This window comes from Pseudomonas sp. TUM22785, assembly GCF_028198105.1.
In the GTDB taxonomy this organism is placed as follows: domain Bacteria; phylum Pseudomonadota; class Gammaproteobacteria; order Pseudomonadales; family Pseudomonadaceae; genus Metapseudomonas; species Metapseudomonas solani.
The window spans coordinates 5,806,457-5,819,630 of the sequence record NZ_CP116239.1 but is presented as its reverse complement, the minus strand read 5'-3'; the positions used below and the strand labels follow the sequence as shown (position 1 = coordinate 5,819,630).

The following is a 13,174-nucleotide window of genomic DNA, read 5'->3' as shown; positions in this document are numbered from 1 at the left end:
AGCCGCATGACAAAAACAACAATGCGCGCAGTTTTCCGGCCGCACGCGCTGGCCGCCGCCGTAGCCTTGGGATTTGCCACCCAGGCCCACGCCGTCAACTTCAACATTGGCGAGATCGAAGGGCAGTTCGACTCCTCGCTGTCGGTGGGTGCCAGCTGGTCCATGCGCGGCGCCGACCCGGATCTGGTCAGCACCGTAAACGGGGGCAAGGGCCAGTCGTCCACCGGTGACGATGGCCGCCTCAACTTCAAGAAGGGCGAAACCTTCTCGAAGATCTTCAAGGGCATCCACGATCTCGAGCTCAAGTACGGCGACACCGGTGTGTTCGTCCGTGGCAAGTACTGGTACGACTTCGAGCTGAAGGACGAGAACCGCCGGTTCAAGGACATCAGCGACCACAACCGCAAGGAAGGCTCCAAGTCCTCCGGCGCGCAACTGCTGGACGCCTTCGTCTACCACAACTACAGCATCGCCGACCTGCCGGGTAACGTTCGCGTGGGCAAGCAGGTGGTGAGCTGGGGCGAGAGCACCTTCATCGGCAACAGCATCAACTCGATCAACCCGGTCGACGTCTCCGCCTTCCGCCGCCCCGGCGCGGAGATCAAGGAAGGCCTCATCCCGGTCAACATGTTCTACGTCTCCCAGACCCTGACCGACCAGCTCAGCGTCGAGGCCTTCTACCAGCTGGAATGGGACCAGACGGTCCTGGACAACTGCGGCACCTTCTTCGGTGGTGACGTGGCCTCCGATGGCTGCGAAACCGGCTACACCGTGGGCTCCCCGGCCATCGCGCCGCTGCAGCCTGTGGCGGCTGCCTTCGGCCAGGGCTTCGAGGTCACCTCCGAGGGTGTGATCCTGCCCCGTGGCGGCGACCGTGACGCCCGTGACAGCGGCCAATTCGGCACAGCCCTGCGCTGGCTGGGCGACGAAACCGAATACGCCGCCTACTTCATGAACTACCACAGCCGCACCCCGTTCGTGGGCACCAAAACGGCCAGCGCCGCGACCCTCGCCGCACTGCCCAGCATCATTTCCACCGCCAACGGCATCGTCCCTGGCTCCGGAGCAGGCCTGGCGCAGAGCACCATGCTCGGCAATGGCCAGTACTACCTGGAATACCCCGAGGACATCCAGCTCTACGGCCTGAGCTTCTCCACCACCCTGCCCACCGGCACGGCCTGGAGCGGCGAGATTAGCTACCGCCCGAACGCCCCGGTCCAGCTCAACACCAATGACGTGACCCTGGCCCTGGTCAACCCGATCGCCGGCGGCACCGCCTCGCCGATCGCCACTGCGCCGGGCGCCGACAACACCGGCTACAAGCGCAAGGAAATCACCCAGGTACAGACCACCCTGACCCACTTCATCGACCAGGTACTGGGCGCCGAGCGCCTGACCCTGGTGGGCGAAGTCGGCGTGGTGCACGTCGGTGGCCTGGAGAACGCCCGCGAGCTGCGCTACGGCCGTGACTCGGTGTATGGCGCCTACGGCTTCGGCGGCGACACCCATGGCTTCGTCACCAGCACCTCCTGGGGCTACCGCACCCGCGCCATCCTCGAGTACAGCAACGTCATCGCCGGCATCAACCTGAAGCCGAACGTGGCCTGGTCCCATGACGTCGACGGCTACGGCCCCAACGGTCTGTTCAACGAGGGTGCCAAGGCGCTCAGCATCGGTGTCGATGCCGACTACCAGAACACCTACACCGCCAGCCTCAGCTACACGGACTTCTTCGGTGGCAAGTACAACACCCTGGTCGACCGCGATTTCCTTGCCGTCAGCTTCGGCATGAACTTCTGAGTGAACAGAGAACATGACTATGCGTAAGACGATCCTGCACAGCACCGCCCTGGTTCTCAGCCTGCTCGCCGCCAACGTGATGGCTGCCGTGTCCGCTGATGAAGCCGCCAAGCTCGGCACCAGCCTCACCCCGCTGGGTGCGGAGAAGGCCGGCAACGCCGACGGCAGCATTCCCGAGTGGACCGGTGGCATCGGCAAGGACGCCGGCGCGGTGGACGCCAAGGGCTTCCTCGCCGACCCCTTTGCCAGCGAGAAACCGCTGTTCACCATCACTGCGGCCAACGTCGACCAGTACAAGGACAAGCTGTCCGACGGCCAGGTGGCGATGTTCAAGCGCTACCCCGAGACCTACAAGATCCCGGTGTACCCGACCCACCGCACCGTCGCCGTGCCTGCCGCGGTCAACGAGGCAGCGAAGAAAAGCGCCGTCACCGTACAGCCGATCAACGACGGCAACGGCCTGGCCAACTTCGCCGACAGCCGCTACTACGCCTTCCCGATTCCGAAGAACGGCGTGGAAGTGATCTGGAACCACGTCACCCGCTACCGTGGCGGCAACCTGCGCCGGATCATCACCCAGGCCACCCCCCAGGTGAACGGCTCCTACACGCCGATCCGCTTCGAGGAAGAAGTGGCCGTGCCCCAGGAGATGCCGGACCTGCCGGCAGGCAAGGGCGAGAACGTGCTGCTGTTCTTCAAGCAGCAGGTGACCGCGCCCTCGCGCCTGGCGGGTAACGTCCTGCTGGTGCACGAAACCCTGGACCAGGTGAAGGAACCGCGCCTGGCGTGGATCTACAACGCCGGCCAGCGCCGCGTGCGCCGTGCGCCCCAGGTTGCCTACGACGGCCCGGGTACCGCCTCTGACGGCCTGCGTACCTCCGACAACTTCGACATGTTCTCCGGCGCCCCGGATCGTTACGACTGGAAGCTGGTGGGCAAGAAGGAGATGTACATCCCCTACAACAGCTACAAGCTGGACTCGCCCTCACTCAAGTACGACGACGTGATCAAGGCCGGCCATATCAACCAGGACCTGACCCGTTACGAGCTGCACCGCGTCTGGGAAGTGGTCGCCACCGTGAAGAGCGGCGAACGCCACATCTACGCCAAGCGCCACATGTACATCGACGAGGACAGCTGGCAGGTAGCCCTGGTGGACCATTACGACGGTCGCGGGCAACTGTGGCGCGTCGCCGAGGGCCACGCCCAGTTCTATTACAACCAGCAGGTTCCGGCCTACACCCTGGAAGCCCTGTACGACATCATCGCCGGCCGCTACCTGGCCCTGGGCATGAAGAACGAAGAGAAGCACAGCTTCGAGTTCGGCTTCGTCGGCAAGGCTGCGGACTACACCCCCGCCGCGCTGCGTAACGCCGGCGTCCGTTGATGTCCCACGCGCACAGGGACGTGCGCGCCCCCATCTTGTGATTGCGACGCTCCCACATTCGAGGCGGCCATTGGCCGCCTTTTTTATGGGCTTGGATCATTGCCCTGAATGATCCTTCAAGAGGCCCGTGCCAGAGACCTAGGCTGGCGCCCTGAGCAGCCGAACAAGAACAATGAGGCGTGCCGCATGTCCGCCATGACCCGTTTCGATTCCCACGCCTACCTGCCGCGCCTGCCCGCGCTGCATGTGGAGCGCCCCCGCCTGAGCGGCCTCCTGGTCAGCTCCACGGCACGCCTGCGCTTGCTCTGCGCGCCCGCTGGCAGCGGCAAGAGTGTGCTGCTGATGGAGTGCGTGCAGCGTTGCCCGGCCGACTACTCGGTGCACTGGCTGCCCCTGGGGGGCGTCACCCTCTCGCCCGCCGGCTTCTGTGCGGGCCTGGCCGCGGTCATGGGGCTGGAAGAGGCCGACGAGACCAGCGTGCAGCGCGCTCTGGCCCAGTGGACGACGCCCGGTTGGATCATCCTCGACGACTACTGCCGGCAGCCCAACCCCGAGCTGGATGCCTGCCTCGACCGTCTGCTGACCACCAGCAGCCCGGCGCTGCGCTGGTGGATCAGCGGCCGGCGGCGCCCGGCCTGCAACCTTCCCCGGCTGCTGATCGACGGCGAACTGCTGGAGATGGACGCCGCCCAGCTCACCCTGGAAACCGACGAGCTCGCCCGCCTGCTCGAGCTGTCGCGCCACGGCTGGCCCCACGATGCCCCCTCGCGCCTGCTGGAAAGCACCGGTGGCTGGTGCGCCGGCGTGCGCATGGCGTTGCTGGAACCGGTGGACTGGGGCTTCGCCGACCCGCTGCAGCGCGGCGGTCACTCCGCCACCCTGGCGGCCTACCTCGATCACGAACTCTTCGCCGGCCTCGGCCCCGAGCAGGCCGAAGCCTGGCTCGCCCTGGCCCACCTGCCGCGCTTCAACGCGGCGCTCTGCGAATACCTGTTCGGCCCCGGCGAAGGCGCCCGGCTGCTGCGCGAGCTGGATGCCCTGGGCAGCTTCATCGAACCCCTGGGGGATGCCCCCGGCTGGTTCCGCGTCTTCGCGCCGCTGGCGGTGCAGATGCGCCACCGCGATGCCCACTCCGGGCGTGGCTGGCACCTGCGTGCCTGCCAATGGTTCGCCGCCGAAGGCGACTGGCAGGCCGCCGCCGAACATGCCCTGGAAGCCGAGCAGCCCGAAGCGGCCGTGAGCCTGTTGCAGCACTTCGGCGTGCAGCACCTGTTCCAGGGGCGCAACGTCGCCCTGCTGTTGCGCCTGCACCAGGAAGTGGAAGAAAGCCTGCTGCTGGTGTCCCCACATTCCCTGCGCCTGCTCGCCGGCGCGCTGCTGTTCTCCGGCAAGCTCGATGAGGCCGCGCGCTGCATCGCCGAGCAGGGCCGCTTCCTGCCCCAGCCCGATGCCGAGCGCCAGCGTGACCTGGTGTCGTACTGGCAGGCCCAATACGGCTTGCTGGCCCACCTCCAGGGCGACGGTCCCGGTGCCCGCCTGCACCTGGGCGAGGCCCTGGCGACCCTGGCCGACGACGCCTGGGAACAGAAGCTGATCTGCTACTCCGGCCTCACCCAGCAGGCGCTGCTGGCCGGTGATCTCGACGCCGCCCAGGAGCTGAGCCGCGAGGCCCTGCAACTGGCGCGCAGCCACGGCAGTCTGCTGCTGGAAGCCTTCCTCGAACTCGACCACGCGCAACTGCTGGAACATCGCGGCGCCCTGTTGCGGGCCGATGCGGTGCTGGAGCGCGCCCAAGAGTTCCTCATGGGGCAGGGCCGCAACGCCAGCCCGCTGCTCGGCCGGCTGGCCCTGCGCCGTGGCCGCCTGGCCCTGCGCCAGGGGCGGGACGAGGAAGCCCGCAAGCACTACCAGTACGGGCTGCAGGAAGCGCGCAACTGTGGCGACTACCGCGCCCTGTTCGGCTACCTCGGCCTGGCAACGCTGGACGCCAACCGCCGCGAATTCGACCGCGCCTTCGATCGCCTGCGTGAAGCCGAACGGCTGATGCAGATGCGCCATATCCCCGAGCGGGTCTACCGCGCCGTGCTCCTGCAGGTCAGCAGCAGCCTGCTGCTCATGCAGGGCCGCGCCGGCCAGGCGCGCCATGCCCTGTTGCGGGTGCTGCGGCACTTCCGGGGCGAGCACGCGGTGCAGGCGCCCCCGGCGACCCTCGACCTGATCCCGCGCATCGAATGGCAACTGGCCCTGGCCGAGCTCTACGAGGGCGAAGCCTTCAACGCCCGCCAGCGCCTGCTGGGCCAGCTGCACAAGGCCCGGGAAAACGGCATGCACGCCCTGGAAGTGGAAATCCACCTGGCCCTGGCCGAAGCGGAGTACCTCGGCGGCGACCTGGACCAGGCCGCCATCACCCTGCGCGACGGCCTCACCCTGGCCGAGCAGTTCAACCTGCACCAGCCCCTGCGCGAACTGCAGCTGCGCCAGCCGGCCATGCTCAAGGCGCTGGACATGGACCCGGGCGAGGAGCCCGAAGACGGCCTCGTCGGTGGCCCGCTGAGCCAGCGCGAACTGGAAGTGCTCGGCCTCATTGCCCAGGGCAGCTCCAACCAGGAAATCGCCGAGCGCCTGTTCATCTCCCTGCACACGGTCAAGACCCACGCCCGGCGCATCAACGGCAAGCTCGGCGTCAAGCGTCGCACCCAGGCCGTCGCCCACGCCAAGGCGCTGGGCCTGATGTAGGCCGGGAACGCGTGGTCGTTGGGGGGGGAGTGAAATGCCTTGCCGTGTAACGATGGGTTTCGTGGGGCTCTACCCATCCTACGCAGTGGTCGCGTTCACTCGGCGGTTCGGGGTCGTTCCTGCAGTTCGTAGGATGGTGTAGAGCGAAGCGAAACCCATCACCACGGAGCGACAGGCCCACTCAATGCAACGCCGGCGTCGCCTCGTGGCCGAGCTGTTCCAGGCGCTGGGTCAGCAGCAGGCGCTGGGCCGTGTCTTCACAGAGCAGCAGGGCGCGCTGCAGGTCGAAGCGTTCGGCCTGGGGGCATTCCAGCTGCTTGTAGATATCGGCGCGGGCCAGGTGATCCACCAGGTTGGCAGCGCCCAGTTCCAGCACCCGTTCGGCGTCCTTCAAGGCTTCCAGCGGCTTTTCCGCCTGCAGGTGCAGCTGGCGCAGGTTGCGTGACAGCCGCTGCAGCTGCTCGCGGGCGTCGCACTGGCGCAGGTGCGAAGCCTGCAGCTCGGCCTTGGGGCCGAGGGTGCGCAGCAGCAGGTCGCGGCAGTCGCGGGTATAGAGGCGGCGGCCGCCGCAAGGGTCCAGCAGGTGATCGGCACCGGGTACGCGCAGCAGGAAGTGCCCGGGGAAGTTCACCCCCACCAGCGGAATATCCAGGCGTGCGGCCAGCTCCAAGGCCAGCAACGCGAGGGACAACGGCTGCCCGCGGCGGCGCAGCAGCACCTGGTCCAGCAGCGCGGCACGGGGGCGCAGCGGTTGGTCGTCGTCCTCGTTGAAGTCCAGCTCGCTCAGGCGGCGCAACAGCGGTTGCGCCAGCTCGATGGCCGGCAACTGCGGCAAGCCCGCCGCCACCTGCTGGGCGAGGCTCGCCACATCCCGCAGCACCGTTGCTGGGTTTACCGTCGGCTCATGCTCGGCGGCAACCCATAGCGCCGCTTCCAGGGGGGCGGGCGGGTCGGTTTCGAGGCAGGCGAGGCAACGTTGGCGAGGGTTCATGGCGCATCTCCGGTTCGCCCCACGGTTGTAGCTGGCGGCCGGATTTTCGTCCAGTGGGCGGGCGGCGACCCGGTGCCGCGCCCGCCGCCTATACTGGCTCCTAACCTCACCAAGGGGCTCGCCATGTTCAACATGATGGAGACCGCGCGGCTCGAAGCGCTGCATCTCGCCCAGGACCCGGTCACCGGGCTCAAGGCCGTGATCGCGATCCACGACACCCGGTTCGGCCCGGCCCTCGGCGGCTGCCGCTACCTCGCCTACCCCAATGAAGAAAGCGCCATCCGCGATGCCGTGCGCCTGGCCCAGGGCATGAGCTACAAGGCCGCGCTCGCCGGCCTCGAACAGGGCGGCGGCAAGGCGGTGATCATGCGCCCCGCCCATGTGGATAACCGCGCCGCGCTGTTCGAAGCCTTCGGCCGCATGATCGAGTCCCTCGGCGGGCGTTACGTCACCGCGGTGGACAGCGGCACCTCCAGCGCCGACATGGACTGCATCGCCCAGCACACCCGCCACGTCACCAGCACCAGCTCCGCCGGCGACCCCTCGCCGCACACCGCCATGGGCGTGTTCGCCGGCATCCGCGCCAGCGCCCAGGCGCGTCTCGGCAGCGATGACCTCGAAGGCCTGCGTGTGGCCATTCAGGGCCTCGGCAACGTCGGCTACGCCCTGGCTGAGCAACTGGTGGCGGCCGGAGCCGAACTGCTGGTCAGCGACCTCGACCCCGGCCGCGTGCAGCTCGCCGTGGAGCAGCTCGGCGCCCAGCCGGTGGCCAGCGAAGCACTGCTCACCACGCCTTGCGACATCCTCGCGCCCTGCGGCCTCGGCGGCGTGCTCAACCCGCAGACCATCCCCCAGCTGCGTTGCGCGGCGGTGGCCGGTGCCGCGAACAACCAGCTGGCCAGCGCCGACAGCGCCGACGGGTTGGAGGCCCGCGGCATCCTCTATGCCCCCGACTACGTGATCAACTCCGGCGGGCTCATCTATGTCGCCCTCAAGCACAAGGGCGACGAGCTGCCCGCCATCACCGCGCACCTGTCGCGCATCGGTCAGCGCCTGACCGAAATCTACGCCCACGCCCAGGCCGACAAGCGCTCACCCGCGCGCGTTGCCGATGCCCTGGCGGAGCGCCTGCTCTACCGTTGAGCAGGGCCTCCCGCGCCCGTCGCGGGAGCCGGGACCAGGGCCGTGATCCGGCCCACCGTCCCACCATGCGGCGCCACGAACGCCGCCACCCTTGAAGCACCCACGAGGTGAGGAGGAGTGACATGCACAACCCCAGGATCGACATCCCCTACACGCGCCACCTGGACCCCGAAGGGCGCCTGCTCGGCGAGCTGCCCGCCTGGGCCGACGACTTCAACCTGCTGACCCGACTCTACCGGCAGATGGTCCTGACCCGCCTGTTCGACCAGAAGGCCGTGGCCCTGCAACGCACCGGCCGCATCGGCACCTACGCGCCCACCCTCGGGCAGGAGGCGATCGGCGTCGCCATCGGCAGCCTCATGGGCGCCGAAGACGTGCTGGTGCCCTATTACCGCGACACCGCCGTGCAGCTCATGCGTGGCGTGCGCATGGAGGAAATCCTCCTTTACTGGGGCGGCGACGAGCGCGGCAGCGCCTACGCCGATCCGGCCGTGGCGCAGGACTTTCCCCTCTGCGTGCCCATCGCCACCCAGGCTCTGCACGCCTGCGGGGTGGCCACCGCGTTCAAGATCCGTGGCGAGCACCGGGTCGCCGTCACCACCTGCGGCGACGGCGCCACCAGCAAGGGCGACTTCCTCGAAGCGCTCAACGTCGCCGGCGCCTGGCAGCTGCCCATGGTCTTCGTGGTCAACAACAACCAATGGGCCATCTCGGTGCCGCGCAGCATCCAGTGCGGCGCCGCCACCCTGGCGCAGAAGGCCATCGGCGCCGGCTTCCCCGGCGAGCAGGTGGACGGCAACGACATGCTCGCCGTCTACGACCGCATGCGGGCGGCCCTGGACCGTGCCCGCCACGGCAAGGGCCCGGTGCTGCTGGAGTGCATCAGCTACCGCCTGGGCGACCACACCACCGCCGACGACGCCACCCGCTACCGCAGCGCCGACGAGGTGAAGAAGGCCTGGCAGGAAGAACCCATCAAGCGCCTGCAGGCCTACCTCGCCGCCAACGCGGTGTGGGACGAGGGCCGCGAGCAGGCGCTCATCGCCGAGTGCCAGAAGGAGGTCCAGGCCGCAGTGGAGCGCTTCGAGTCGGCCGGCACCCAGCCGGTGGAATCCATCATCGACCAGGTCTACGCCCGCTGGCCGGCGGCCCTGGCCGAGCAACGCGAAATGCTCCTCGAGCGCGCCGCCCGTCGTGAGGTGAACCGCCATGAATAAGCCCGAAGTGATCGAGAAACGCGCCCTGCTCGAGGCGGTCAACCTGGCCCTGCACCGCGCGATGGAGGAAGACCACAACGTCGTGGTGCTGGGCGAGGACGTCGGCGTCAACGGCGGCGTGTTCCGCGCCACCCTCGGCCTGCGCGAGGCCTTCGGCTTCAAGCGGGTGATCGACACGCCGCTGGCGGAAACCATGATCGCCGGGCTCTGCGTCGGCATGGCCGCCCAGGGCCTCAAGCCGGTGATGGAAATCCAGTTCCTCGGCTTCATCTACGCCGCCATGGAGCATCTGGTGTCCCACGCCAGCCGCATGCGCAACCGCACCCGTGGGCGCCTCGGCTGCTCCATGGTGCTGCGCAGCCCCATGGGCGCCGGCATCCGCGCGCCGGAGCACCACAGCGAAAGCACCGAGGCGATCTTCGCCCAGATACCCGGCGTGCGCGTGGTCATCCCCTCGTCGCCGGCCCGTGCCTACGGCCTGCTGCTGGCGGCCATCGACGACCCGGACCCGGTGGTCTTCCTCGAGCCCACCCGGCTCTACCGGATGAACCCGCAGCCGCTGGTGGACGACGGCCAGCGCCTGCCCCTGGACAGCTGCTTCACCCTGCGCGAGGGCGCCGACATCACCCTGGTCAGCTGGGGCGCCAGCGTCCACGAAACCCTGCAGGCCGCCCAGCGCCTGGAAGAGCAGGGCATCAGCGCCGAGGTGATCGACGTCGCCTGCATCAAGCCCCTGGACCTCGACACCCTCGAAGCCTCGGTGCGCAAGACCGGGCGCTGCGTCATCGTCCACGAGGCGCCGCGCTCCTGCGGGGTGGGGGCTGAGATCGCCGCCAGCCTCTACGAGCGCGCGCTGCTCGACCTGCAGGCGCCCATCCAGCGCGTCACCGCGCCCGACATCCCGCCACCCCTGTACCGCCTGGAGCAGCTCTACATCCCCAGCCCCGAGGACATCCTCGCGGCCTGCGAACTGGTGCTGGACTACGCCTGACGAGCCGAGGAGACGACCATGAAACACTTCAAACTACCCGACCTTGGCGAAGGCCTGCAGGAGGCCGAAATCGTCGAGTGGCACATCAAGGCCGGCGACACCGTGCACGCCGACCAGATCGTGGTCTCGGTGGAAACCGCCAAGGCCCTGGTGGACATCCCCGCCCCCTACGACGGCCTGGTGGCCAAGCTGTTCGGCCGTGAAGGCGACATCCTCCATGTCGGCGAACCGCTGCTGGCCTACGACGGCGAGGACAGCGACGCCGGCACCGTGGTCGGGCGCCTGGAAGGCGGCGGTGATGCCCGCGCCGATGCCTTTTTCGTCGGCGCCGCCCCCTCCAGCCGCGAGCACCTCGCCCCTCGCGCCACCCCGGCGGTGCGCCAACTGGCCCAGCGGCTCGGTGTCGAGCTGGCCGGCCTGCAGGGCAGCGGTGCCGAAGGCCTGGTGACCCGTGCCGATGTCGAGGCGGCGGCGCAGAGTGCCCGCGACCGCTTCGGCGGTGAACGCCTGCGCGGGGTGCGCCGCAGCATGGCGATCAACATGGCCCGCTCCCACGCCGAAGTGGTGCCGGTAACGATCTACGGCGACGCCGACCTGCACCGCTGGGAGCGGGCGCGTGACCCGCTGATCCGCCTCGGCAAGGCCATCGCCGCCGCCTGCGAGGTGGAGCCCATCCTCAACAGCTGGTTCGATGGCCGCGTGCTCTCCATCCGCCGGCACGACACGCTCGATCTCGGCATCGCCGTCGACACGCCGGACGGGCTCTTCGTCCCGGTGCTGCGGGATGTGGGCGGGCGCAGCGCTGAAGACCTCAAGCAAGGCATGGCGCGGCTGCGCGCCGACGTGCAGGCGCGCTCCATTCCGCCGCAGGAAATGATGGGCGCGACCCTCACCCTGTCCAACTTCGGCACCCTGTTCGGCCGCTACGCCAACCCGGTGGTGGTGCCGCCCCAGGTGGCGATAATCGGCGCCGGCGGCATCCGCGACGAAGTGGTGGCCTGGGAGGGCAAGCCCGCGGTGCACCCGATCCTGCCGCTGTCGCTCACCTTCGACCACCGCGCCGTCACCGGCGGCGAGGCCGCGCGCTTCCTCAAGGCCCTGGTGGTGGCACTGGAGCAACCCTGACCCATCGCACCCCAGGGATGGGGCGCCCGAGCACCGCATGCCCCCGGTTCGGGGCCCGTTCCGTCGCCCCCGGCGAAGCGCTTGTTGATCGTTGGGCACTGCCCCCTCGCAATCCGCGCCGCTGGGCTATAACTCCTGTAGCCCTGAGTCAACACCTCTTCCTGTCGGAGAGACCATGGACGTTCAAGCTTCCTCTGATCAGTTCGACTCTGCTTCTGCTTTTGCCTTTGCTCAGGCCCAGTTGGGCGCCGTCGATCAGGTGATGACCCGGTTGGAGGTCTCCCCGGACGGTCGGATACTGGACGCCAATCCACACTTCCTCCGTATCACGGGGTACGACCTGGCCGACCTCCGCGGTCAGTCCCATCGCATCCTGCTTCCTCCTGACGAGAGCCACTCCCCGGCCTACGAGGCGCTCTGGGAAAACCTGCGCAACGGCCAGGCCTGGGAAGGGGAGCTTCACTACCGCGACAGCCAGGGGCGCGACGTCTGGCTGCGTGGCGGCTGTTGCCCGTTGCGCGACGCCGAGGGTCGCACCCAGCGCATCCTCGAGTACGCCATCGACCTGACCGAGAAGAAGCAGGCCACCGCCAACTTCGAAGGTCAGATCGATGCCCTGAGCCGTGTGATGGGCAAGGTCGAGTTCGCCCTGGACGGCACCATTCTCGACGCCAACCCGCGCTTTCTGGAGACCGTCGGCTACCAGTTGGAGGAGCTGAAGGGCCAGCACCACCGCCTCCTGGTGGACCCGGACTACGCCCAGTCGGCGGACTATCGCGCCTTCTGGGACACCCTGCGGCGCGGCGAATACCTGGCCGGCGAGTTCTGCCGGGTGGCCAAGGATGGGCACGAGGTCTGGATCCAGGGCTCCTACAACCCGGTGCTGGACCTGGACCGCAAGCCCTGCAAGATCGTCAAATTCGCCACCGACATCACCGCCCAGGTCGAGCAGAACCGCCGCCTCAAGCAGGCGATGGAGGAGGCCGAGGAAGCCGCCCGGGTGCGCGAGGAGCTGCACCAGTCGCTGCAGGAGATGTCCACTCCGGTCACCCCCATCTGGGACGGCATCCTCTTGCTGCCGCTGGTGGGCATCATCGACTCCATGCGCACCGCCGACGTGATGAACAAGTCGCTGACCAAGATCGCCGAGACCCGCGCCCGGGTCTTCGTGCTGGACATCGCCGGGGTCGCCACGGTGGACACCGGCGTCGCCAACCAGCTGATCAAGATCACCAAGGCCACCCAGTTCATGGGCTGCGAGGCGATCATCTCCGGGGTGTCCCCGGCCATCGCCCGGACCATGGTGGAGCTGGGCGTCTCGGTGGGCGACATCCGCACCACTGCCACCCTGCGCGACGCCTTCGAGATCGCCCTGAAGCGAGTCGGGTCCGCGCTCTAGGAGGCGGTCATGGAGCTGGAAAGCAACGACCTGGGCATCGCCGACGTCGCCGATTGCATCGTCGTCAGCATGCGCCCGGACCTGGGCGACGAGGGCATGCAGCGGCTCACCCAGGCCCTGTCCCAGCGGCTGCTTGCAGGGCGCCAGCACGCTGTGCTGCTGGACTTCTCGGCGGTCACCCTGCTGGACCACCACGAGTTCCGCGAGGTGCGCAAGCTGGCGGACGTGTGCCGCCTGCTCGGCGCCCTCTGCCTGCTGGTGGGGCTGAACCCCGGCATCGCCGCGTTCCTCGCGCTGGCCGACGCCGAGCCCGGCCCGCTGCGCTGCTTCCTCGACATGGATGACGCCCTGGCCCATGCACGCAGCCGCAAGGGGGAGGCCTAGG

10 protein-coding genes are annotated in these 13,174 nt (G+C 68.6%); 9 read left to right on the top strand and 1 reads right to left on the bottom strand.

The genetic code is table 11. The features are described 5' to 3' along the window. Window positions 1-6 precede the first annotated feature (6 nt). The 3 genes from PI990_RS26465 to PI990_RS26455 all read left to right on the top strand — a co-directional run bounded on the left by PI990_RS26465 (window position 7) and on the right by PI990_RS26455 (window position 5,923). A complete protein-coding gene (locus PI990_RS26465) occupies window positions 7-1,800 on the top strand; it encodes a DUF1302 domain-containing protein (RefSeq protein WP_271658962.1) in 1,794 nt (597 codons plus the stop codon). A gap of 19 nt (window positions 1,801-1,819) precedes the next feature. Then, entirely contained in the window at window positions 1,820-3,187 is a 1,368-nt protein-coding gene (locus tag PI990_RS26460) for a DUF1329 domain-containing protein (RefSeq protein WP_184487434.1), read from the top strand. A 186-nt stretch (window positions 3,188-3,373) separates the two neighbouring features. Next, complete coding sequence (locus tag PI990_RS26455; protein WP_271658961.1) at window positions 3,374-5,923, top strand: LuxR C-terminal-related transcriptional regulator; 2,550 nt, start codon at window positions 3,374-3,376, stop codon at window positions 5,921-5,923. 181 nt (window positions 5,924-6,104) lie between these two features. Here the strand turns inward: PI990_RS26455 and PI990_RS26450 are convergent, their stop codons facing one another. After that, window positions 6,105-6,914 carry a SirB1 family protein gene (locus tag PI990_RS26450; protein ID WP_271658960.1) on the bottom strand — a complete coding sequence of 270 codons (810 nt, stop codon included), beginning with the start codon at window positions 6,912-6,914 and terminating at the stop codon, window positions 6,105-6,107. A gap of 123 nt (window positions 6,915-7,037) precedes the next feature. Between PI990_RS26450 and PI990_RS26445 the strand changes: the two genes are divergently transcribed. The 6 genes from PI990_RS26445 (at window position 7,038) to PI990_RS26420 (ending at window position 13,173) form a co-directional block, all read left to right on the top strand. Next, window positions 7,038-8,057 carry a Glu/Leu/Phe/Val dehydrogenase family protein gene (locus PI990_RS26445; protein WP_043239942.1) on the top strand — a complete coding sequence of 340 codons (1,020 nt, stop codon included), beginning with the start codon at window positions 7,038-7,040 and terminating at the stop codon, window positions 8,055-8,057. Between the two features lie 122 nt (window positions 8,058-8,179). Continuing rightward, window positions 8,180-9,274, top strand: coding sequence for a pyruvate dehydrogenase (acetyl-transferring) E1 component subunit alpha (gene pdhA, locus PI990_RS26440; RefSeq protein ID WP_021222024.1), 1,095 nt, complete (start codon window positions 8,180-8,182; stop codon window positions 9,272-9,274). Next, complete coding sequence (locus PI990_RS26435; protein ID WP_021222025.1) at window positions 9,267-10,265, top strand: alpha-ketoacid dehydrogenase subunit beta; 999 nt, start codon at window positions 9,267-9,269, stop codon at window positions 10,263-10,265. The genes pdhA and PI990_RS26435 overlap by 8 nt, the downstream gene beginning before the upstream one ends. A gap of 18 nt (window positions 10,266-10,283) precedes the next feature. Beyond that, on the top strand, window positions 10,284-11,390 hold the full coding sequence (locus PI990_RS26430) for a dihydrolipoamide acetyltransferase family protein (RefSeq protein WP_271658959.1): 1,107 nt from the start codon (window positions 10,284-10,286) through the stop codon (window positions 11,388-11,390). A gap of 175 nt (window positions 11,391-11,565) precedes the next feature. After that, on the top strand, window positions 11,566-12,789 hold the full coding sequence (locus PI990_RS26425; protein ID WP_271658958.1) for a PAS domain-containing protein: 1,224 nt from the start codon (window positions 11,566-11,568) through the stop codon (window positions 12,787-12,789). Window positions 12,790-12,798: 9 nt separating this feature from the next. Further along, window positions 12,799-13,173, top strand: coding sequence for an anti-anti-sigma factor (locus tag PI990_RS26420; RefSeq protein ID WP_142014722.1), 375 nt, complete (start codon window positions 12,799-12,801; stop codon window positions 13,171-13,173). Window position 13,174 lies beyond the last annotated feature (1 nt).

What these genes read in the sequence shown, in the direction of transcription:
- PI990_RS26445 (WP_043239942.1), top strand. Translation starts at nt 7,038, where the DNA reads ATGTTCAACATGATGGAGACCGCGCGGCTCGAAGCGCTGCATCTCGCC.
- PI990_RS26455 (WP_271658961.1), top strand. Translation starts at nt 3,374, where the DNA reads ATGTCCGCCATGACCCGTTTCGATTCCCACGCCTACCTGCCGCGCCTG.
- PI990_RS26450 (WP_271658960.1), bottom strand. Translation starts at nt 6,914, where the DNA reads ATGAACCCTCGCCAACGTTGCCTCGCCTGCCTCGAAACCGACCCGCCC.
- PI990_RS26430 (WP_271658959.1), top strand. Translation starts at nt 10,284, where the DNA reads ATGAAACACTTCAAACTACCCGACCTTGGCGAAGGCCTGCAGGAGGCC.
- PI990_RS26425 (WP_271658958.1), top strand. Translation starts at nt 11,566, where the DNA reads ATGGACGTTCAAGCTTCCTCTGATCAGTTCGACTCTGCTTCTGCTTTT.
- pdhA (WP_021222024.1), top strand. Translation starts at nt 8,180, where the DNA reads ATGCACAACCCCAGGATCGACATCCCCTACACGCGCCACCTGGACCCC.
- PI990_RS26435 (WP_021222025.1), top strand. Translation starts at nt 9,267, where the DNA reads ATGAATAAGCCCGAAGTGATCGAGAAACGCGCCCTGCTCGAGGCGGTC.
- PI990_RS26420 (WP_142014722.1), top strand. Translation starts at nt 12,799, where the DNA reads ATGGAGCTGGAAAGCAACGACCTGGGCATCGCCGACGTCGCCGATTGC.
- PI990_RS26460 (WP_184487434.1), top strand. Translation starts at nt 1,820, where the DNA reads ATGCGTAAGACGATCCTGCACAGCACCGCCCTGGTTCTCAGCCTGCTC.
- PI990_RS26465 (WP_271658962.1), top strand. Translation starts at nt 7, where the DNA reads ATGACAAAAACAACAATGCGCGCAGTTTTCCGGCCGCACGCGCTGGCC.